The organism is Microvirga vignae (assembly GCF_001017175.1).
GTDB lineage: Bacteria > Pseudomonadota > Alphaproteobacteria > Rhizobiales > Beijerinckiaceae > Microvirga > Microvirga vignae.
Map to the genome: position 1 here is coordinate 107,087 of NZ_LCYG01000019.1, position 21,840 is coordinate 128,926.

At 62.0% G+C, this 21,840-nt stretch carries 21 protein-coding genes; 2 read left to right on the top strand and 19 right to left on the bottom strand.

The genetic code is table 11. The annotated features are described in order from the left end of the window. The first annotated feature begins 90 nt into the window (after positions 1-90). Positions 91-2,091, top strand: coding sequence for a CocE/NonD family hydrolase (locus AA309_RS08170; protein ID WP_047188507.1), 2,001 nt, complete (start codon positions 91-93; stop codon positions 2,089-2,091). A 327-nt stretch (positions 2,092-2,418) separates the two neighbouring features. On the opposite strand, the gene AA309_RS08175 is transcribed toward AA309_RS08170, so the two are convergent. Next, a complete protein-coding gene (locus AA309_RS08175) occupies positions 2,419-2,790 on the bottom strand; it encodes a hypothetical protein (protein ID WP_047188508.1) in 372 nt (123 codons plus the stop codon). A gap of 1,076 nt (positions 2,791-3,866) precedes the next feature. Beyond that, complete coding sequence (locus tag AA309_RS08185; protein WP_047188546.1) at positions 3,867-5,336, bottom strand: MFS transporter; 1,470 nt, start codon at positions 5,334-5,336, stop codon at positions 3,867-3,869. Between the two features lie 151 nt (positions 5,337-5,487). Here AA309_RS08185 and AA309_RS08190 point away from each other — a divergent pair, with 151 nt between their 5' ends. Beyond that, positions 5,488-6,405 carry a LysR family transcriptional regulator gene (locus AA309_RS08190; protein ID WP_047188510.1) on the top strand — a complete coding sequence of 306 codons (918 nt, stop codon included), beginning with the start codon at positions 5,488-5,490 and terminating at the stop codon, positions 6,403-6,405. 270 nt (positions 6,406-6,675) lie between these two features. Here the strand turns inward: AA309_RS08190 and AA309_RS08195 are convergent, their stop codons facing one another. The 17 genes from AA309_RS08195 to AA309_RS08270 form a co-directional block, all read right to left on the bottom strand. Continuing rightward, positions 6,676-7,260, bottom strand: coding sequence for a c-type cytochrome (locus AA309_RS08195; RefSeq protein WP_244470295.1), 585 nt, complete (start codon positions 7,258-7,260; stop codon positions 6,676-6,678). After that, positions 7,241-8,149, bottom strand: coding sequence for a cytochrome c oxidase assembly protein (locus AA309_RS08200; RefSeq protein WP_047188511.1), 909 nt, complete (start codon positions 8,147-8,149; stop codon positions 7,241-7,243). Before AA309_RS08200 ends, AA309_RS08195 begins: the two co-directional genes overlap by 20 nt. After that, positions 8,146-8,496 (bottom strand): hypothetical protein, encoded by a 351-nt coding sequence (locus AA309_RS08205; protein ID WP_047188512.1) that lies wholly within the window; start codon positions 8,494-8,496, stop codon positions 8,146-8,148. Before AA309_RS08205 ends, AA309_RS08200 begins: the two co-directional genes overlap by 4 nt. Before the next feature lie 4 nt (positions 8,497-8,500). Continuing rightward, positions 8,501-9,145 carry a cytochrome c oxidase subunit 3 gene (locus tag AA309_RS08210; protein WP_047188513.1) on the bottom strand — a complete coding sequence of 215 codons (645 nt, stop codon included), beginning with the start codon at positions 9,143-9,145 and terminating at the stop codon, positions 8,501-8,503. Then, complete coding sequence (gene ctaD / locus AA309_RS08215; RefSeq protein WP_047188548.1) at positions 9,142-11,067, bottom strand: cytochrome c oxidase subunit I; 1,926 nt, start codon at positions 11,065-11,067, stop codon at positions 9,142-9,144. The genes AA309_RS08210 and ctaD overlap by 4 nt, the downstream gene beginning before the upstream one ends. A gap of 83 nt (positions 11,068-11,150) precedes the next feature. Continuing rightward, positions 11,151-12,155 carry a cytochrome c oxidase subunit II gene (gene coxB / locus AA309_RS08220; protein ID WP_047188514.1) on the bottom strand — a complete coding sequence of 335 codons (1,005 nt, stop codon included), beginning with the start codon at positions 12,153-12,155 and terminating at the stop codon, positions 11,151-11,153. 7 nt (positions 12,156-12,162) lie between these two features. Further along, entirely contained in the window at positions 12,163-12,723 is a 561-nt protein-coding gene (locus AA309_RS08225) for a c-type cytochrome (RefSeq protein ID WP_047188515.1), read from the bottom strand. Beyond that, positions 12,720-13,544, bottom strand: a complete 825-nt coding sequence (locus AA309_RS08230) for a substrate-binding domain-containing protein (protein WP_047188516.1) — start codon at positions 13,542-13,544, stop codon at positions 12,720-12,722. The genes AA309_RS08225 and AA309_RS08230 overlap by 4 nt, the downstream gene beginning before the upstream one ends. Beyond that, entirely contained in the window at positions 13,525-15,363 is a 1,839-nt protein-coding gene (locus tag AA309_RS08235) for a methanol/ethanol family PQQ-dependent dehydrogenase (RefSeq protein WP_047188517.1), read from the bottom strand. The genes AA309_RS08230 and AA309_RS08235 overlap by 20 nt, the downstream gene beginning before the upstream one ends. Positions 15,364-15,459: 96 nt before the next feature. Next, the gene (locus tag AA309_RS35105) at positions 15,460-15,630 is read right to left on the bottom strand and encodes a hypothetical protein (RefSeq protein ID WP_160310418.1); all 171 of its coding nucleotides are present in this window, start codon (positions 15,628-15,630) and stop codon (positions 15,460-15,462) included. Positions 15,631-15,704: 74 nt separating this feature from the next. Beyond that, on the bottom strand, positions 15,705-16,508 hold the full coding sequence (locus AA309_RS08240) for an ABC transporter permease (protein ID WP_047188518.1): 804 nt from the start codon (positions 16,506-16,508) through the stop codon (positions 15,705-15,707). Continuing rightward, the gene (locus tag AA309_RS08245) at positions 16,505-17,221 is read right to left on the bottom strand and encodes an ABC transporter ATP-binding protein (protein ID WP_047188519.1); all 717 of its coding nucleotides are present in this window, start codon (positions 17,219-17,221) and stop codon (positions 16,505-16,507) included. The genes AA309_RS08240 and AA309_RS08245 overlap by 4 nt, the downstream gene beginning before the upstream one ends. Next, positions 17,218-18,180, bottom strand: a complete 963-nt coding sequence (locus AA309_RS08250; RefSeq protein ID WP_047188520.1) for a PQQ-dependent catabolism-associated beta-propeller protein — start codon at positions 18,178-18,180, stop codon at positions 17,218-17,220. The genes AA309_RS08245 and AA309_RS08250 overlap by 4 nt, the downstream gene beginning before the upstream one ends. After that, entirely contained in the window at positions 18,168-19,340 is a 1,173-nt protein-coding gene (locus AA309_RS08255) for an ABC transporter substrate-binding protein (RefSeq protein ID WP_047188521.1), read from the bottom strand. Before AA309_RS08255 ends, AA309_RS08250 begins: the two co-directional genes overlap by 13 nt. Next, complete coding sequence (locus tag AA309_RS08260) at positions 19,337-19,984, bottom strand: ABC transporter ATP-binding protein (RefSeq protein ID WP_052954547.1); 648 nt, start codon at positions 19,982-19,984, stop codon at positions 19,337-19,339. Before AA309_RS08260 ends, AA309_RS08255 begins: the two co-directional genes overlap by 4 nt. Further along, positions 19,981-20,742 carry an ABC transporter permease gene (locus tag AA309_RS08265; protein WP_047188523.1) on the bottom strand — a complete coding sequence of 254 codons (762 nt, stop codon included), beginning with the start codon at positions 20,740-20,742 and terminating at the stop codon, positions 19,981-19,983. The genes AA309_RS08260 and AA309_RS08265 overlap by 4 nt, the downstream gene beginning before the upstream one ends. Before the next feature lie 8 nt (positions 20,743-20,750). After that, on the bottom strand, positions 20,751-21,725 hold the full coding sequence (locus AA309_RS08270) for an ABC transporter substrate-binding protein (protein WP_047188524.1): 975 nt from the start codon (positions 21,723-21,725) through the stop codon (positions 20,751-20,753). Between the last annotated feature and the right edge of the window lie 115 nt (positions 21,726-21,840).

Genomic DNA, 21,840 nt, shown 5'->3' on the forward strand with positions numbered 1-21,840 from the left:
AGCCCGCAGGAGGACGATCCCTTCGTCCTCACATCGCGGACTGCCTGTTGAAGGACGCCACCCATTCACAATAACGACAAGAGTGATCCCATGACGAACCGAACATTCACCGTCATCGAGAACGAATGGATTACGCTCGCGGATGGCACACGTCTGGCCGCGCGGATCTGGATGCCCGATGGGGCCGACATATCCCCCGTACCGGCGGTGCTCGAGTATCTTCCCTACCGCAAGCGGGATGGAACGTCCGTGCGGGATGAGGCAACCTATCCCGCATTTGCCGAAGCGGGCATCGCGGGCGTACGCGTGGACATTCGCGGCTGCGGTGAGTCGGATGGTGTTATCGACGGGGAGTATACGCCGCGCGAGTTGTCCGACGCCTGCAAAGTCATCGCGTGGATCGCCGCACAGCCTTGGTCGAATGGCTCGGTCGGCATGATGGGCATTTCCTGGGGCGGCTTCAACTGCCTTCAAGTGGCAGCCCTTCGGCCGCCGGCTCTCAAGGCAGTGATCTCGATTGCATCCACCGTCGACCGTTACAACGACGACATCCACTATAAGAACGGCTGCCATCTCTATGCCCAACTATCCTGGGCCGGCACCATGTTCGGCTACCAGTCGCGCCCGCCGGATCCTGCTCTCGTCGGAGAACGCTGGAGGGAGATGTGGCTGCACCGGCTCGAGAACGAACCGTTCCTCATGGCGGAATGGCTGTCGCACCAGCGGCGCGACGAATTCTGGAAGCATGGGTCGATCTGCGAGAATTTCTCTGCCGTCACGGTCCCTGCCCTCGTCATCGCAGGTTGGGCCGACGGCTACCGCAATACGCCGCTCGCCGCTGTCGAAGGCATGCCGGAGAACGCCAAAGCGTTGATCGGTCCGTGGGTTCACAAATATCCGCACTTCGCCTGGCCCAAGCCACGCCAGGATTTCCTCGGCGAGGCCATCGCCTGGTGGAATCGGTGGCTTCGGGATGAAGAATCCGGTGCCGATCAGATGCCTCAGGTGCGTGCCTATATCCTCGACGGCGTGAAGCCCCAGCCGCATCGCAGCGAAGATCACGGCTTCTGGGTCGCCAAGGAACGCTGGGAGGAGCCCGAAGTCATTTCCTTCTCCGTGGATGCCGTCGGCGCATTGAAGCCTGGGGAACCGTCGGCGCAGGTCCCGGCAAATCCGGTCTATATCAAGTCCCCGCTCGATACCGGCACGGCCTCCGGAGAGTACTTTACTCTGAAGCCGGATGCGGAGCTCCCTGGCGACCAGCGCATTGATGATGCCGGCTCACTTGTGGTGGAAACGGCGCCCCTTGAGGAGACGCTCGATCTTCTCGGTCGGCCGGTTCTGACAATGAAAGTCTCCTGTGACGAAGACTGGGCCAATCTCTGCGCCCGCTTGGTCGATGTGCATCCGGACGGCACGGCGACGCGTGTGTCATTTGGTGTCATCAATCTCTCTCACAGGGATGGCAATGCTGAACCGAGAGCCCTGGAGAAGGGTCGGCCCACGACGATCCGCATCGTGCTGGATGCCTGCGGCTACCGGTTCAACAAGGGCCATCGCATCCGTCTCTCCATTTCCACCTCTTACTGGCCGATGATCCTGCCGCCGCCCGTCGACCCTGGAGTGACGATCGATCTGGCGAGCCTCGACCTCGGCCTGCCAAGGCTCGGCGCCCACGAAGTGGTCACGGTGAAGGAACCGGAGAATCCTGATCCTCTGCCTAGGTACATTTCCCACAAGGCTGGTCGGACGGAGCGCACGGTCACGCGTGATCTTTCGGCCAATCGCACCGATTACCGCATCTTGGAGGATACCGGTCTGACCGAGCATCCGGAGACAGGCCTGGCGACCCGAAGTGTGCGAGACGAGCTCTGGTCGATTTCCCCGAACGACCCGCTGTCGATGAACGGCACTTCCGTCTGGACCTGCGAACTGCAACGGTCCGGCTGGTCCGCTCGCACTGTGGCCACGTTGAAGATGCGCTGCACGGCCAAGGAATGGCTGCTCAGAGGCGAATTGATCGCCTATGAGGGGGATCTCCAGGTCTTCGAAAAGACCTTCGAAAAAGCTATTCCACGAGATTTCACGTAGTCCTCAAGTAGTCCTCAAACTGCTCCCACCTGAACGCTGAGCGGCGGCAGGTGGCTTGAGAACTCCGTTGGAGATGTCGATTGGATGAAGAGAGCTCGTTCCACTCGAGTGGAACGAGCTCTCTTCTTGAGTGAGCCGCATTTTTGACCAAAAACAGGGCGGCCTCAAATAATCGAGTGGTCGGTTCTTCACAGGGCTCCACGACGACATGCCTGCCCCTGCCTTGATTGGTTGCCTAATTAAGACCGTACCACAGCTGTTCGCATTGCTGATCGGCCCGGATTGGATCCATCCGCTGGCAATGTCCAGGCTGGATCCGAATACTAATCAGGCTGCAAAGAAGAGCTCGCTCTGGCGCCATGAGGCAGACGGTCTGCGCTCTCTGGGCCTTGCCAGAGCAATCCGCTCCTCGAAGCGCATTTGCGCTTCCTTGAGCAGGCGGCGCTTCCGAGCGTACGGCTGAGAGGCCGCCGTGACGTCCTTCACGATAGCGGCGGCCGCAGCGTAAAGATCGGCCGTCGCGGCATCGAGACCGGGATCGCGCTCAAACAGGGCGAGAAGGCTTGCCAAGTTCTTTCTCAGGAGCGTCTGGAGGTCGCCCAGGTAGGCTTGCTCTCCCCCGGCTTGTATCGCTTTCAGGGTCGGAGCGATCAGGTTGAGCTTCTCTGCGATAGCTTCATCGAGGTTCTTGTCCGTCATGAGCAATCATCTCCGGATGAGGGGCCCGCCCAGTCCCTGAATCACGCAAAGGAAGGATGCTCTTCCCGGGTTAACCGACGGTTTCGGTCGCGGGCCGCCCGCGCCGGAAACGGAAAAGACGGTTGTGGGTGATGACCGGACGCCCACCGCATTCTGCAAAGCTCTGCATGAGGAGGAAAACGGACGGAGCAGCCACTCATCGCCTTTCGCAAAGATCCGGCGGAGCACCTATATAGAGAGTTCGCAGGATGAGGTGCCCTTATGTCCAGCAGGGATGACGAACCAAAATCCGATTTGGACGATGAGTTGGGCTCACGGAAGCGTATCAGTTTCCGTGATTACCCGAGCACGGGCGTGGTTGTGCTTGCGGCGATTGTCTCAGGACTGGGTTGGCTGGTCTACAAGTGGTCGGATGGAAAGCGTGTCGGTCAGTCGAATGCGCCCAAGGGTCCGCCACAGGAAGCTGTCTCAAAAGCATCTGCCTCTGACGATGAGAATACCTCAGCAGAACCAAAGAGCAGCAGCTCGTGAGGTTTGCAGCAGCACGACCAGGGGTCTCCCGAACAAATACGTCGCTCAGGCTTGCGCCCCTGGTCTCGCCTCGCGATCAAAGTGAGCCCGACGCCTCGAACTAAAGTCTAAAGGTCCTTCTGCACCTTAGGAATCCCAATCACGGCTAGGAATCCATTTGCGCCAGATCAATGCCCAGCAGGCTTCGCTACTTATAGCTCGGCAAAAGCTTAGCAATTTCACTATGTAGCCCTTTCGACGGGCGAAGCATCAGCAATGAAGGAATTTCAGCAGATGTGCTGACTCTCAGGTCGTATTTCATTCATGCAATCACCACGCCAACTTCGAAGCAGCGGGACGTGTTCACGACAGGAGCGGTCAGCATGCCAAGGACCAGAGAGGAGTGCAGAACTCGATTAAGCCATTACTACGCGCCAGCGAGGCCGAGAGCGGCCGCGAGCGTGGAGCATGATCACCTTGCGCATCGTCCTTCTCATCCTTGACGCAATTTCCATGAACCTCGCTGCGGCTCTTGAGGAGATGTCATACGTCTCGTCCGGAGAGGTCTATCTGATGTGACGCAGGGAGCCTGCAATTTTCCGGAGAATGGAAGGGTGTGTCGCAAGAGCTCCGCTTCCAACTGCAATTGCAAGCGCGAGGACGATCAGGATCGCGGCGACTGCGAACGTAATCCTCAAACCCGCGGCAACGGCGTCAGGGTGCGCCATCGTGGCATCGGTCGTCGTCAAGGATAGCGCGAACACCGCCCCCATGACAGATGCGCCGGTGACGAGGCCGAGGTGACGCGCAAGGTTGAGCATGCCGGAGATGACGCCCCGCTGGTCAGGCCGGAGATCCTTCATCACGGCGGTATTGTTGGCCGCCTGGAACAGCGAATAGCCGGCGGTGACGACAGCTATGGGAGCGATGTAACCGGCGATGCCGGCCTCCACCGGCGTCATGGATAGGATGAACGAGCCAGCCGCCATTCCCGCGAGTCCAGCGATAGTCACGCGTTGGGCGCCGATCCAGTCGACCATGCGGCCGGCGGGCACGCCGGTGAGCGCCGCGACGCCCGGGCCGACCGACATGACCAGTCCGGTGAAAGTTGCGTCGAGCCCGAGCGCAACGGAGAGATAGAACGGCCCAACCACCAGCGTCGTCATCATTACCGTCGAGACGAGTGTGCTCGTGGCGAGACCTGCGCTCAGCACCGGATCCCGGAGCATCGCCAGGTGGATCAAAGGTGACGCAGTTCTTGCTTCGGCGCGCGCGAAGAGGACGGCTCCGAGAGCAGCAGTCGCCAGCAGGGAGACGTTGAGCAGGCCAAAATGCCCGCGCCCGACTGTCATGGCGAGCGCATAAGCTGCAAGCGTCAAACCAAGCATCAGCATGCCCATTGAATCGAACCCAGGTCGATCCGCCTTCGTTCGCCCGTTGTCGATGGGCAGGGTGTGATACGCGAGGAAAAAAGCGAGTATGCCAAGCGGCACGGTGACGAGAAAGATCGCCCGCCAGCCAAAGCCGGAGATCAGAACCCCACCGAGCGAGGGACCAAGTGCGGTGCCTATCGCGGACATGGTCCCGAGCAGCCCCATCACGCTACCGGTCTTTGCCCTCGGAACCGTTTCTCCGACAAAGGCCATGGCGAGGGTCATCATGACGGCCGCACCCAGTCCCTGCACGATCCTTCCGGCGATCAGCTGCCACAGGGTGGAGGTGACGCCACACAGGGTCGAGGCCGCTGTAAACAGGGCGATCCCGATGAGCAGCAGCTTTCGGCGGCCGACGATATCGCCCAGCCGTCCGAGGCTGACGATCAGGACAGTGATAGTGAGCAGGTATGCGAGAACGATCCACTGGACTTGCTGGAAAGAGGCATGGAGCGCCTGTGCGAGAGCCGGCAAGCCGACATTGGCGATGCTTGTGCCGAGCGCCGGCAGCAGCACAGAGAGAGACAGACTGACGAGCACCCACCGAACCGGAGGTGCCTGTTTGGCATTTTCGGACCTTGTCCTGTCTTGTTCCACAACCATCGGCTTCACTTTGGACCCTGCTTCTTGGCGGCTCCGGGACTGGAGTCGTCCGAACCCTAGTCCTTTGGCTGACATGGCGGAACGCGCATCGTCTGCATTTTATTCATGCGCCTGACGCCATATCATGATGAAGCTGTGCTATGGTGGAAGCATGCCGTCCCCCGACCTCAACCTACTCGTCACGCTTGATGTGCTGCTCGCGGAAGGCAGCGTTGCGCGCGCAGCCGAAAGATTGCGGCTCAGCCCGTCGGCAATGAGCCGGGCGCTGGCGCGCTTGCGCGAGACAACCGGCGATCCGTTGCTCGTCAGAGCCGGACGCGGCCTCGTTCCCACGCCCCGTGCAATCGAACTCCGAAACCAAGTCAGCCAGCTTGTGCAGGCCGCAGAGGCAGTTCTACGTCCCGCCGAGAGCCTGAACCTCAAGCAGCTCGTCCGTACGTTCACACTGCGGACCAGCGAAGGCTTCGTGGAGAACTTCGGGCCGGATCTCATTGCTCGCGTTAGCGAGGACGCCCCAGGCGTACGACTCCGCTTCATGCCGAAGCCAGACAAGGACAGCAGGTCCCTTCGCGACGGACTCGTCGATCTGGAAACAGGCGTTGTGGGGGAGACAACGGGTCCGGAGGTGCGTACTCAGGCATTGTTCCGAGACCATTTCGTTGGCGCTGTGCGTATGGGGCACCCACTAAGCCAAGGCGAGATCACTCCCTCCCGTTATGCGACCGGCAGGCACATCTGCGTCTCGCGGCGGGGAATTGACAGGGGGCCGATCGACGAAGCCTTGAAGCCGTTGGGGCTGGAACGGAACATCGCCACGATTGTCGGCGGCTTTTCGACTGCGCTGGCTCTCGCTCGGACCTCCGACCTGATCGCCACTGTTCCAGAACGGCATACCGGAAACCTTCGCGCCGGAATGCATAGTTTTCGCCTTCCCGTACCCACGCCAGAAGTCACGGTTTCGCTGCTGTGGCACCCGCGGCTGGATGCCGATCCAGCGCATCGGTGGCTGCGGAGATGCATTCGGGACGTTTGCGGCACGCAACAGTTCTGCACCGAGGCGTCAAGTTGACCTCGCGGGCAACGCGGTCAGATCGCGCTCAATGTTCGGCTCTCCTAAGGTGAACATTCGTGTTTCCATCATTTAGGTTCGCATAGGGTCACAAGTCTTTAGGCGCAGCCGAATAGACGTCCGCTGACCGCACGAAAGCAGATACGCGGTCTACTTCGGATTTGTGCCAGAAGAAGACATTTCATGCCCTGAATCCACGCACTGGCGCAGGACGCTCCCAAATGCCTTATTGCGAATGTTCGTTTCAGAGGTGCTCAATGGATGATGCTGTCAGCGCAGCGTGTAGAGATAGGCCGCGACGTGTCTCGCCTCGGCGCGAGAGATACCCGTGATAGGCATGGCTGTGTTGGGGTCGATTGAGCGCGGGTTCTCGATCCACTGAATGAGCTTGTCCGGCGAGTTGGTCGCCACGCCACCGATATAAACCCGGGCTGCGAAGCCCTTGAGGGTGGGTCCGACCCTGCCCTGAGCCCTGGGAACACCGGGAATGGTATGACACCCGGCGCAACCATAGCGCTGGGCCAGGTGTCGGCCGACATCCGGATTGCCCGTCGTCAGTGCGATGGCGCGGGCACGAGCTTCCTGGTCGAACTTGATCTGGTAACCGGCGTAAATGCCGGCTCCTATCAAGAGAACGAGGATAAGTCCGACAACGATGGATCCGCGTCGCAACCGTGCCGGCCTAAGCAGACTGATGCCGGCTAGGTGGGAATCCGGATCGAATTCCTGGCGAGGAGCGGAGCGTGGATGTGCGGAACGACCCCGGCTGCTTCTCAAGCCCAGGACGATGCCCGTCAATCGCAGGAGGAGTACCGCGGCTACGGGAGCAAGGGCCCTACCGCGGCGCATAGGCATTCTGCCCTCCCCTGGAACGTGAGGCCCCTGAACGGGCAATCCAGAGCCCGGCGAGGATGAGCGCGGCGCCGGCATAGACAATCCCGGCGGGGATCCACATGAAGAGGCCAGCGAGTTGCTGGTCTTCCAGCGGTGTCAGTCCCCACTCGGCAGCTCCCAATGTCTGGGTCGGATAGATGGTCCGCCGGAAAAAGGCGAGCAGGATGCCGAGGAAGCCCGTGTGGAGCGAGGTGATGAACAGGTAGAAGACTGCAGCGCCATAAGCCTCCTCCCGGCCCTGCAGCAACGCACGCCAGAACACAATCGCTGTGAGAAAGAAGCTGAGATGCTGCAGCCAGTGAATCCAGGGATCGGTCAGAGCCGCCTCGTACAGCTCGGGAGCATGCCAGCTCCAGAGCGCCGCCCCATGAAGCAAGGTGGCAATGGGCGGGTTGGTGAGCCAACCCCACGCTCCTGCGACGGTAGACATCCGGCTGACGCCGCCGACGCCGCGCCTCAGGGGTGAGGACAAGGCCCACAGCATGACGACGGGACGCCCCACGACGAGGAGCGGCGCAGCCAGCGCCATGAGGATCTCGTGTTCGATCATATGAGCCGTGAACAGGCGCTCGCCGAGCCAGTGGAGAGGCGTCACGAGAGCAACGACGAGGAGCACCCATCCAAGGAAAAAGCACCCTGCCTGCCAGAGGCGCACGCCGCGCCCGATCCCGGCCCGCTGCCACAGACGCGCGAGGCCGGCGATGTAGAATCCGCCGGAGAGCAGCATCGGAATCGTGACCCACGGATTCCATGTCCAGGTCGTGCCCATGTCAAGCCAATGCACATGGCCGGAATGGGCCTGGGCCTCGGCGGCGGTGATGAGCGCGAGAATGATGGCAGCCGCTCTCATCGCTCGCACCCATGGAAGACGAGGCCCGCCGCACCGTGAAGCAGGATGACGACCATAAACAGGAGTGAGATTGCGATTCCCATGAGAGCCATGAAACGATGCGGTCGGCCAGCCCCCGTTGAATCCGGGCGAGGCGTCGGTGCGGCAGTGGCATAGCCGCGCCACGACAAAAAGGCCCCGAAGAGGCTCAAGGCCGCCATGACAAGGGCGAAGAGAGGAATTAGCGGCACCTGATGGGCGCAGACCCACGGCACAGCGGCGTAGTTGAACTGGGTGTCGATCAGCCAGGCCACCGGTCCGGCATAGATGCCGGCGGATGGAGCACCTCGTGAGAGCCATGCCGCCATGATGTCACCACCACCTCGGGAACCAGTAGATGATCACATAGATCGGTGGCCAGGAAGCCACGACGAAATACCAGTAGAAAGCATTGTCGCCTACATCGGAGAAGCGCTTGCCGTGGCCATGTCGGGTGAACATGAGCACGGTGAGGACGATTGTATCTCCGAGATCCGTCGCAAGATGCAGCGTGTGCAGGCCGAGAAGGAGCCACAGGATCGAGCCGTAGGCATTCTGATCCCAGCGAACGTGAAGAGTGCCGAGTTCCAGAACGCGTATTCCTAAGAGGGCAAGCCCGATGAGGCTCATGATGACGAGGTCGCGGCGGGACCGGCTGAGGTCCTCCCGCTCGCCGTCGCGTTTAGCCATTTGATTGGGCCAGATGCTCGCCAGCATGAGAACGGTGAACAGGCTCGACCAGAGCAGATCGGGCGGCGGGGCGCTGAGAGGCCAGTTGCCGTTGATGAAGACGAGATAGAAATAGGCTCCGACCACCATGACGAAGCCCATGCCTTCAGCCGCCGCGAAGCTGAGGGTTCCCCACCAGATCGGACTGCGGTGACCATAGGAATAGCTCGGCATGTGTCGTGCATTGAGCACGATCCGATGAGACAATGGTGTTTCGCTGGGGCGAGGATGGGAAGAGCCTGCCGTCATCGCTCGTCCTCCGTGCTCATCTTCGGCCAGAACCAGCCGATCAAGGCGACGGCAAGCGGCAGGCTGCCCCACACGACCGCCCATGGGGTGAACATCGAACCGATGAAGAGGATGGCCGTCGCCACTGCCGCGATGAACGGCCAGATCGACGGCTCAGGCGTGGATTCCCGCAGATCCGCCCGCCCATGGGTGATCGTGGAGACGATCTGCTCCCGGTTATCGACACTCAAGCCCGTCACCACGGGCAGGCTGTCGCGATTGGCCCAGAGGGGCTCCCGGTTCGTGACGACCGGAATGCGGTCGAAGTTCTGCGGCAGTGGCGGAGATGCCGCAGCCCATTCAAGGGTTCCGGCATCCCAAGGGTTCGGTCCCGCCATGGGACCGCGGCGGGCGCTCGAGGCGAGGTTGTAGAGGAAGAGAACAAAGCTTGCGAAGAAGATGACCGCCCCGATGGTCGAAATCAGGTTGAGGTTCCCCCAGCCCATTTCCGGCAGATAGGTATAGACACGCCGCGGCATCCCCATCAGCCCGGTGATGTGCATGGGGAAGAACGCCACGTTGAAGCCGATGAAGGCAAGCCCGAAATGCCAGATGCCGATCCGCTCGCTCATCATGCGCCCGGTGAATTTCGGGAACCAGTAATAGACGGCTGCAAGCAGCGGGAAGACATTGCCGCCGATGAGCACGTAATGGAAATGCGCGACGACGAAGAACGTGTCGTGCACTTGGCTGTCGAGCGGCACGGAGGCGAGCATGATCCCTGACAGGCCACCTGCCACGAAGATGAAGAAGAATCCAATGATGAAGAGGAGCGGCGTGCGGAATATGGGCCGCCCATCCCAAAGCGTTGCGATCCAGCAAAAGATCTGAATCCCGTTTGGGATGGCGATGAGCATGCTCGACGCCGTGAAGAAGCTGGCGCCGAGCTGCGGCAGGCCCGCGGTGAACATGTGGTGCACCCAAAGGCCGAATGAGAGAAACCCGGTCGCTATGAGGGAGAGAACGAGCGCGATATAGCCGAAGGCTTGGCGTCGCGCGAAGGTGACCACGATGGCGGAGACCCAACCCGTCGCGGGAAGGAAGATGATGTAGACCTCAGGGTGGCCGAAGAACCAGAACAGATGCTGATACAGCAGCGCATCCCCGCCTTCCGCCGGGTTGAAGAAATGCGTGCCCACGAGCCGGTCCAGGATCAGCATGGCGGAAGCTGTGACGACGGCCGGCAGGGCGAAGACGATCACGAAGGAATTGACCAGTTCGGCCCAGACGAAGAGCGGGATCCTGTCCAGGGTCATGCCCGGCGCCCGCAGCTTGAAGACGGTCACAATCACCGAGATCGCAACCGCAATGCCTGCAACTTCTGTGAAGGTGATCATCTGGGCCCAGAAATCGGCCCGCTTGCCGGGTGAGAATTCTGGGCCGGACAACGGCACATATGCGAACCATCCTACATCCGGGCCGATGTTCAGCATGAAGGCGACCCAGATCATCGCGCCGCCGAACAGGTAGACATAGTAGGAGAAGGCGTTCAGGCGCGGAAAGGCGATGTTGCGGGTGCCGACCATGAGCGGCACGAGATAAACCGCGAAGGCCTCACCAATCGGCACTCCGAAGAGAAACATCATCGTCGTGCCGTGCATGGTGAAGAGCTGGTTGTAGAGATCAGGCCCGATCAGCTCATTCTCTGGCTGAGCCAGCTGAAGGCGCATGGCAACGGCGGACAGGCCGCCGAGGAACAGGAAGATGATGGCGGTGACGATGTAGCGGCGGCCGATGATCTTGTGGTCGACGGTCGAGAGAGCGCCGATCAATCCCTTGTCGGTCCCCCAGGTCTTGGCAAGCCGCGCCGAGAGCTCCAGCCCGTCCACCTGGTCGTCCCGCAGCTCGTCCGGGCTCGGCGGCGCATCCGCCGCGCTTCGCACGCCCGGAAGACCGCCACGTTCGCCGGTGGCGAGGCGCGTGGGCTCGGGAACGGCGTCGACATCGTGGGGGGTGAGGGTCCGGGTCACTTCAACCCCTCCAGATAGCTTGCGAGAGGTTGAACCTCGTTTGGCTCGAGCTGGATCGTCGGCATGTCCACGCCCGGCTTGATGCCGTGGGGATCGACGATCCATGCGGCAATATTGCCCCGCGTCGTTTCCAAGGTGCCGGCGGCGATGTAACGGCGGCTTCCCACATGGGTGAGATCGGGTGCAGTCTTGCCGCCCGCGTCCGTGCCGCGGATCTGGTGGCACATGATGCAAGGCTTGGAGAGAAAGATCTCCATGCCACGCTGGTGCTCGGCATCGCTCGGTGGAATGGCGGAGGAGATCTGGTGGTTTCGCCAGCGCTCGAAATCCTCCTTGCTCTCCGCGACGACGAGCAGGCCCATATGGGCGTGCTGGAGGCCGCAAAATTCCGCGCATTGCCCGCGGTAGATTCCCGGGCGATCGGCCTGGATCTGGATCTGGTTCTGGCGTCCGGTGATCGCATCCATCTTGCCTGTGAGGTTCGGGATCCAGAACGAGTGGATCACGTCGGAGGATTCGAGCTTGATCAACACCGGCTCACCCACCGGAATGTGGATCTCGTTGGCCGTGGTGAAGACGCGGTTGGGCTGAGGGTCTTCATAAGTCACCTGCCACCACCATTGATGCCCCGTGATCAGCAGGGTCAACGTTCCATCCTTATGCGCGAACAGCACTTTCTGAGCCGCATAACTCAGGCCCGTCAGGGAAACGACAATCACGAGCGTGAGGCCGATGGCAGCCGAGATGGTGATGGTCATGCGCCGCTCGGTCCCGGGATCCGTGACCAGCGGGTCCGCGTCGGCGGCGCGCCTTCTGCGCAGCGACAGGAGAAGGGCCGCCATGGTGAGGACCCACACCGTGGCGAGCACGGCGACGAAGATCCAGAACATACGAGCCAAGCTGCTGGCCGCAGGTCCATGGACGTCGAGAGCCGATTGCCAGCCCTGGCAACCTGCGAGAGGCAGGCACAGAAGCAGGAGAATGGACGAAATCCTTCTCATCACCGCCTCATTGCGGCATCTGCGCGGCAGGAGGAACCTGACCGCCATCAATGACTTCACCCGGCGGGCGGCGCTGCTCGGCCGGGCCCGAGTGCATGTCGTCGTTGCGGCCCGGCGCTGCGGCCTTCGGCACGTTGCGGCCCATGGAGCGGACATAGGCGGCAATCTGCCAGATCTGGTCGTCGGGTATCTTGCCGCGGAACGACGGCATGCCGTTCGGACGGCCTTCGCGGATCGTCTGCACGATGTTCTCGATCTGCCCGCCATAAAACCAGCGATCGTCCATCAGCGGTGGACCGGAACCGCCGCCGCCATTGGCGTGGCAGCCATTGCAGTTGAACCAGACGTAGAACTTCTTGCCCTGCGCAATGTGATAGGCGTTTTCCTCATACTCCTTGCCCAAGCCGGAGCGATGCTCGGTCGGACCACTCGGTCCCGCGGAAAGGGGCACCAGCGCGATCTTCTCCTCCGTCTCCGCAGTGACCGGATTGGACCGGTACTCACGGTCTTCGCGTTCGCAGGCGCTCAACAGGATGGCTGAGAGAAGGATCAGCGGAAGGTGTTTCATCGCGTCACCTCCGTATGTCTGGAGGCTCGGTCGGAGCGCGGCAGCCCATATTGCGCGAGGATCATGTCCACATCCGCCCGGCGGCGGGCGAGGGCCGCATCGACCTCCTGGCGAAGCTGCTCGTCCTCCTTCCGCACGGCCATCGAGATGTCGAACACCATGGGAAGCTGCGGTCCGTCGAAAGCGGGGCGCACCGGCGTCACTTTCAACGGCACCTTCTCCCGTCCTGCGAAGTACCCGCCAAGCGGTCCCCAGACCACCACGACGTCGATCTCGCCCGTTGCCAGGGACTGCAGAATTCGCTCGGGCGGATTCGGCTCCCTGTAATCGCCATAGATCATGTAGCCGCGCACGTTCTCGACGATGCCGCGGCGGGCAAGCGCATGAGCGGGTGGCGTATTCGAGCCATCGTCGCCGATGAGGTGCACGCCGACTTTGACTCGGCGCAGAATGGGATCGTTAAAGGATGTGATTTCGGGGCCGTCGGCGCGGGTCACGAACACGTAGGTCGAGCGGTAGTACGGTGCCGTGGTGCGCACACCTTCGAGATTCGCAGGCAGTCCCGGCACGAGATCGCAGATTCCGGCTCTGAGGGTATTTCGCAGGAATCCACGCCGCTGAGCCCACCAAGTGTAGCGGATCTTCGCGCCGAGTTCCTCCGCAACGAGATCGACAATCTTGTTCTCGAACCCTTCTCCCGCCTCATTGGAGAAAGGAAGATTGTTCGGATCGGCGCAGACGCGTAGCTCTCGTGCCTCAACTCCACTCGCCACCACCAGGAGGACGGCAAGGACGATGCCTCTAAGGGAGCTTGAACACATAGAGCGTCCCTCCCTTGGTGGTGACGTTCTTCAATTCGCGCATGGCATTCACGAAGCCCAATGCGGCCGTACCGTCGCGCGGATCGAGATCGCCGGAGACGATAGAGCCCGCCCAGCCGCCGACGCCGGACAGGATCGCGACGTATTGCTTGCCGTCCGGCCCGCGATAGGTGGTCGGTTGCCCGATGATTCCGGAGGATGTCTTGAACTGCCACAGCACCTCGCCGGTGCGGGCGTGCACGGCTTTGAACCAGCCATCCATGGTGCCGTAGAAGACGACGTCGCCCGCCGTCGCGAGGGTACCGCTCCAGACGGGAAAGCGCTCGTTAATGGTCCAGAGTTCCTTGCCTTCCTTGATGTCCCAGGCGGTGAACTCGCCCATGTGCCCGCCAGGACCCGGATACATGCGCACTTCGGCTCCGAGATAGGGCGTTCCGGCGATGTAGTTCGGCTCCACGCTCTCCCAATCCATGCACATGTTCATGTGCGGGATGTAGAGAAGCCCGGTCTTGTGAGAGAAGGCGCTCGGATTCCAGTCCTTCGCGCCGGGCGCGGTCGGACAGATGTCGCGTATCACGCGGTTGTTGACCGGCTCCTTCTCGGAGTTGACCTGTAGCCGTCCCGTCTCCATGTCGACACCGGTCACGGCCGTGAGCGCATGAAACGGCTTCGCGGAGAGAACTTCGCCCGTGGTCCTGTCGATGACATAGACGAAGCCCGTGCGGCCCGGATGCACGAGCACCTTGCGCGGTCTCCCTTCCCACTCCAGGTCGAGCAGGATCATTTCATTGATATTGTCCCAATCGTGGAGATCGTGCGGGGCAGTCTGGTAGAACCAGCGCGCCTCACCAGTATCGGCATCGCGGGCGAAGATGCCGGCGGTCCATTTGTTGTCGCCAGGGCGCTGATTGGGGTTCCAGGGACCTGGATTGCCGGTGCCGTGATAGAGCAGGTTCAGGTCGGGATCGTAGGACAGCCAGCCCCAGACCGTGCCGCCTCCCTGCTGCCATGCATCCGCAGGCCATGTGGTGACGCCGAGATCCGCGCCCTTGTCGCTGTCGTAGAACGGCTTGAAGTTCGGGCCAATCTTCACGTCCTGGTCCGGGCCGGTGCTGTAGGCCTTCCAGACACTCGTGCCGTCCTCGATGTTGAGGGCCTGGATCCACCCTCTCACTCCGTACTCGCCACCCGAGATGCCGACGATCACCTTGTCCTTCACGACCAAGGGCGCCATCGTCATGGTCTCGCCCCGGTTGATGTCGCCGAGCTTGGTCCTCCAGACCTCCTCGCCGGTCTCGGCATTCACCGCGACCACATGGGCATCGAGCGTTGTGAAGAAAATTCGGCCATTGGCGAAAGTAGGCCCGCGATTGACCACGTCGCAGCAGGCTACGCCCTGAGCGGCCGCAGCCGGCTTCGGGTTGTACTGCCACTTCATCGGCGCGCCGGGCTGTGTCAGATCCAGGGCGTAGAGAATGTTGGGATAGGGCGAGAGGACATACATCGTGCCGCCGACCACGAGTGGCGCGGATTCGTGACCTTTGTTGACCCCCGTCGAGAAGGTGAAGGCCACTTGGAGGTTCTTCACAGTCTCGATGTTGATCTCAGAAAGGTCACTGTAGCGGGTGGAGGCATAATTCTTCTGCGGAATCGTCCACTGCCCATCCTCGGGCCCCATTGCAAAGTGAGGGGCAGCGGGCTGGGACGAGGTCGGTTGTGCCAGAATCGGAGAAGCAGGCTGAAGGGTCAGCGAGACGGCCAGAACAAGGGCAAGACGAGCTCCACCCAAAATGTGTTCTCCGGAAACTAAAGATACCATGCCTCAAGGGAGGCTCGACTCCAACCGCCCAGCTTCAACTATGTTCCCGAAAATGTGATCATGTCTTGCAAGAGCGGCATCCGGGTCCCGGGCCCGTCAGCGCCAGTACTCCCGGATCGGGATGCCGTACTCGTTGGAGGCATGGACGAGAAGATAAGCTCCTACGGCGGCCAGCAATCCGATCAGCACCAACGTGACCAGAAATCCCGGATCACGAAAGATGCGGAAGTCTTTCCGGAGTGAGCTGCTGCGCGGCTCTGCCATCATCCATCACCGATAACCTTCTCATATGAGAGGCAACTGAGAAGCAGGAGCCATGTTCCCCGTCGGTCGAGCCAAGGCTACTCGGCTGTCCGTCGAGCCCAGAAACCACGACCTGGATCGTAGCCCCAGACAGCAAGCCCGAAAAAGACAACCAAGGCCAGACTGCACATGCCGAACGCCACAGGCTCGAACTGGAGGTAGAGCGCAAACCGGATCATCTCGACCGCATGGGAGAACGGGTTCGCCCAGGCAATCACCGCCAACATGGGACTGACCTCCTCCAGGCGCCAGAGCGGGTAGAGCGCTGTCGAGGCGAAGAAGAGCGGAAAGATGACGAAGTTCATCACACCCGCAAAGTTCTCGAGCTGGCGAATGATGGACGAGAGCGCGAGGCCGAGAGCCCCGAGCATTAGCCCGGCCAGAACCAGCATCGGCAGCGCTGCCGCATAGCCGAGAACCGGCGGCCGAACATCCCAGACGCGGGCGAGCACGAGAAACAGATAGACGATGGGGAGCACAGTGATCGTATTGGCAAGAAGGCGAGCGCCCAGCAGCCACCAGCGCGGCAGCGGCGCGGTCAGGAGGACCCGCATCGATCCCACCTCCCGGTCGTAGACCATGGACAGAGAACTCTGCATGCCATGGAACAGCAGCATCATTCCGACCAAGCCCGGGACGATATAGACCTCGTAGAGAATGTAGGTTTGATAGGGCGGGATGATCGAAAGCCCAAGCACCGAGCGGAAGCCCACGGCGAAGATGCCAAGCCAAACGAGGGGACGCACGACGGCGGCCGCAAACCGCCCGTGCTGGCCCACGAATCGCAGCATCTCCCGCCGCACGATACCGGAGAGCGCCCGCAGGGCGCGGCGGGCCCTCATGAGGGCGACCTCGTCAGCTGCAGGAAGGCTGCCTCGAGCGTTTGCCCGGGCGCGAATTCCCTCGCCTCGCCTGTCCAGCGAACGCTGCCTCGATGCAGCACGACGAGCTGATCGGCAGGTTCCACCTCGTCCAGCATGTGCGTGGCCCAAAGCACGCTCAGGCCCTCGCGGCAAAGGGAGCGCACATGGGTCAGAAGCAGCTGACGGCCGGCGACGTCGAGGCCGGCCGTCGCCTCGTCGACGATCAGGAATTGCGGCCGATGCAGAAGCGCCCGCGCGATTTCCACGCGTCGACGCAGCCCGCCCGAGAGAGCCCGCACCTTGTCACCTTGCCGATCGCTGACTTCGAGCCGCGCCAACTCTTTGCCTGCTCGCTCCATGCCCTCCCTGCGCGATAGGCCATGCAAGGCACCATGATAGGCCATGTTCTGCGCGACGGTGAGATCCAGATCCAAGGTCGGCATCTGGAACACGACACCGAGACTGGCCAGCGCCGGCAACGGATCGCGGCGGATCGAATGGCCGAAGATGCGGATATCGCCCTGCTGCGCACTGTAGAGCCCCGTCACGAGGGAGACGAGAGTCGTCTTGCCCGCGCCGTTGGGGCCGAGGAGAACCGTGAAGGAGCCGGGCTCCATCGAGAGGTTCACATCGTACAATGCTCGGCGCGCGCCGAAGCCGTGGCTCAGGTTCTCGATGGCAAGGGCTGTCATGGTGCGACGACGAGCCCCCAGGGAGAGCGCCCGACGCCGATGGTTTTCACCACCTCCCGGTTCTCGAGATCGATCACGGAAACATCGCTCGAATTGCCGTTGGCCGTATAGAGGCGCCTGCCATCGGGGGAGAGCGCGATGTGCCAAACCCGCTGTCCGACGAGATAGGTGCGCAGCACCTCGAAGGTCTTTGCATCAACTTCGGCAACCCGGTTCGCAGGGCCTAACGCCACATAGGTGCGAGAACCGTCGGACGTCAGCTGAATTCCGACCGCCTGGATGAGCTCGTGCGGAACGCCGGGCACCTCGAAGCCGATCTTCGCCAAGGGCTCCCGCGTCTCGGTGTCGAACACCTCCACCGTCCCGCGCAGTTCGGACGAGACCCAGATCTGCCGGCTGTCGGCCGAGACCTGCGCCATCCGCGGGCGCGTGCCGACGAGCACGTTATCGACGAGTTCAAGCGTCTGCGCATCGATCACATGCAGCATGCTCGTGGTCTCGGAGGTGTTCACGACGTAGCGCCCGTCCGGGCTCACCCCCATGCCCTCAGGCTCGACGCCCACCTCGACTTCCGTGACAATGCGCCGTTCCGGAATGTCGAGAACAGAGACGAGGTTGTCGTTCTCGTTCGCCACGAACAGGCGACGTCCATCAGGATGCAGCACGAACAGTTCAGGGTCCTCGCCGGAAGGCAGGAAGCCTTCAATCTTCCGGGTCTTCAGGTCCACGACATCGATGCGGTTGTCGTCGCCGACAGCAACATAAAGCTTCTGCCTGTCGGCACTCAGGCCGATGCCGCGCGGTCGTCGCCCGACCGGGATCGTGTCGACAAGCTGCAACCTGCTGCCGTCGATCACAGACACCGTATTGTCCTGCTCATTCGAGACATAGACCGTCTCGGCCCAAGCTGCCTGCAGGGTGAACACGAACCCGAAGATGACCAGGATCAGAACCTGCATCGGCTCTCCTCACGATCAGTTCCTAAGGTGTCGAGCTCGGAGCCGCGATGCAGATAGCCGGCCTGTGGCGAGACGGACACGAGAAGCCGTGGCCCCGCAATCAGAATCGGCTGACGCATCTGCCCGTCCCAAGGGCGGAAGCTCTGCCCCTGCCCCTTGAAGCCCGAGAGCATGAAGTCGGCACTGCGCAGATAGCCCATGATCGCGCTGGGTTCGCTGCTGCGGGAGTGGATGGCGGCCTCTCCGATCGCGCGCACGGCCGCCCAAGCCGCGTAGTCCACGGCCCCCATGCGTCGGCCGGCGAACTTTTCGAACCGCGCCTGCAGTTGCGTGGCGCCCCATTGCTCCGAGACTGGACTCCAAGCCGCCGTCACGAGCCCATGCGTTCCCGCCACCGGGCGCGGCCGCGCCGTGCGACCGGGAAGATAGTCGCCGAACTCGTTGGCTTCGTCTGCAACGACGAGCACGTCATAGTCGGCCACTTGGGATAGAGCCGGAATTTCGCTCTGCAGCGTCACATGCCCCGTATCGGTCCGGGCGTGACCGGGCCTGAAGGTCCATTCCCTCTCCGCCATGATCTCGGCGCCAAAGCGCTTTGCGGCTTGGCGGTAGGCTGCCGAGAGCAGCCGGTCCCCCGGTTGGCTTCCCGTCACGAGAAACCAGCGCCGCCAGCGTTTGGTCATCAGATATTGTGCGAGAGCATCGGCCAGCATGGCGCGGCTCGGCATCGTGTGCAGCACATTCGCACGGCACGCCTCATTGCGCAGTTCGTCATCCGGCGCGCGGGCGTTGATCAACAGCATCTCTCGGGCGTGTGCATCCGATGCGGCGGCAACGAGAGCTGATGCATCGAGATCGGTGACGACGAAACGGATGCCCTCTGCACCGAGCACACGAACCGCGTCCGCAGGACTGCCACCTTTCGGGACCGTCCGTTCCACCAGCACGAAGCGCTGCTTCGTGAAGCGGCCGGTGGTCACGTTGTCGGCGATCCCCAGACGCGCGCCTGCAACGCCCTCGTCCCGGATTTCCCGATCGAGCGGAGAGACCGGCTGGACAGGGTCGCGTTCCTGGGTGACGACGGCAATGGTGATCACGCCTTCAGCTGCCATCACGGGAACAGCCAGCAGCAGCGTAAGAAGGATCAGCACGAAGCTCATTCAGCAGCCCTCGCCTGCTGAAGACGCCTGTCATCCACGATCCGGGCTGGGGAACCATCCAGGGTGATCACGCGATGGGCGAGCGCGGCGGCCTCGTACCAATGATGGGTGACAAGCAGGGTCGTCGAACGCAGTCTCGCGATATGTGTCGCCACAAGATCCTGCATGCCTCGCAACGTCTCTTCGTCCAGGGATGAGAAAGGCTCGTCCAGCAGGAGAAGCTTTGGCTCGACGGCAAGCGCCCTGGCCAGCGCCACACGGCGCGCCATCCCGAGCGACAGACGTTGTGGATAGACGTCCTCTGATCCGGAAAGGCCAACCTTCTCCAGCCACTCCCCTGCTCTTTCGGGCCGGTCGAACATCACGAGTTCCAAGTTTTGCCGTGCCGTCCGCCAGGGTAAAAGACGGGGTGTTTGGAAGAGATAGCCGACGGGCTGCGGCACGCTCGTAATCGATCCTACAAAATCCCCATCCAGCCCGGCGATGATCTGCAGGAGGCTGGATTTGCCGATGCCGGATGGCCCCACGATGGCGCAGACCTCGCCATCGCCCAACTCCAGCGACAGGTTCTCGAACAGAACCCGTTCGGGTGCACCGGCACGAGCCGCATAGACCTTCCGATCGATGGCGAGCCTGATCGTCATCGCCGCCACTGTCCTGCTCGGTGCTCGAGCGGCGTGAAGGCCAGGAGCTCGATGAGCAGTACGCAGAGAACGAAAGCCGCTGCATAGGCCATGACCCGCGGCACATCGAAGAGCTGGAAATAGCTCTGCAGCTGAAACCCGACACCATTGGATCGTCCGAGCAGTTCCACCACGAGAACGATTTTCCAGATGAGCGCAAGGCCGTTGCGCGCGGCTGCCAAGAAATAGGGTGCCAACTGCGGAATGATCACCTCCCGCAATGTTGTCCAGGGACCGAAGCGGTAGATCTGTGCGACCTCAGCATAATCCCGCTCGAGGGCTCTCGCCCCCTCGCGCAGCGTGACAGCCACATTGGGGATCTTGTTGAGAGCGACCGCCACGAGAAGCGCCGTCTCCACCAGACCAAGCCAGACATAGGTGAGAATGATGACAACAAGTGCGGGTACGTTGAGCAGGATGATGAGCCAGGGACTGAGCCACCGGTCGAGCCATGCCAAGCGCCCGAGCGTGATGCCCAAAGCCGTACCGATGACCATGGCAATGACAAAACTGATGCCGACCCGCGCCAGAGTGATGCCGAGATGGTAGAGCAAAGGGCCAGCCGCAGCTTCCTGCGTGAGACTCCTCAGCACGGTGAGCGGCCCCGGGAAGAGCCGGCTCTCGGCCCAGCCCGCTCCTATCTGCCACAGGCACAGGAGCAGCAGCACAGAGGCGATCCCCTGCCATGCCCCCCTGCCTCCAACGTCAGCAGCACGCATCGGCAGCCTCAATAGGAGACGGAGGGCCAGAAGGTTTTCGCATCGAGGATTTTCGCCCGACCGACAAGCTTGTCCCCTCCGATCCTGACCAGGATAGCATAAAGATCGGAGGCCGCCTGCCGCTCGTCTTCGGACCATCGATCCGGGATGCCAGCGCGAAATCCCGCTTGGAGCGCCCGCAACACCGCCGGGTCGTCGCTCCCGATCTGAGGCGCAAGGCGGATCCATTCCTCCTTCGAGGCTGCCAGCAGCGCCTTTGCCTGACGGGAGGCAGCGACAAAGCCCTCCAGTACAGCGCCCTCGCGTTCGGCCCACTCGTCCCGGAAGGCATAGCCGAGCATCGGCACGTCACCGTCGAGGCCGAGGCGGAGGATCATGTCAGCGACGGTCAGGAACACGCTGGCGCCGCTGGCCTCCAGACGGGCGGCATAATGCCAGTAGGTCAGAACGGCATCGATGCGCCCGCGCGCCAGTTCCTCGTTCAGGAGCGGCGGAGCCCCGAAGACGGGCTCGGCAACCTCCGCCAGATCAGCGCCCAACTCCCTCTGCGCATAGGTGCGCAGAAGGAGCCAGCTCTTGTCGAGGGGGCCACCGGCAACCCCGATTCGCCTGCCCTTAAGATCCGCGAGGGTTTGGATGGCCGAGTTCTGCGGCAACATCAGTGTGCCTACGGCTTTTGAGTACGGCACGAAGCTGAAGGCCGTCCCCTCGCCTCTCTGCCGTGCAACCCAGGGCCAGTCCGTGACGATCATGTCCACCGCACCCGTCTGCAAGGCCACCTTGGCCGCCTCGTTGGAGGCGAATTCGACCGGGGTGACGGCGATGCCATGCCTGCGGTCGAATCCGTGATGCCGGACGGTATCGATCTCCCAGGCGACAGTTCCGAACCTGAGCAACCCGACCCTGATAGCTCGATCATCCTGAGCCTTTGCTGGCCCTAGGACGGTTAGGGCCAGAATGAACCAGGTAACTCTGAGAAGCATGACTGGACCCTGGCAGCAATGGCCCGTGTAAACGGCCAAGCTCTGGCTTTGTTCCAAGTCCCGGGTCTCGGCCGCCGGACGTCAGGTGCTGCGACGGATGCGAAGATCCTCTATG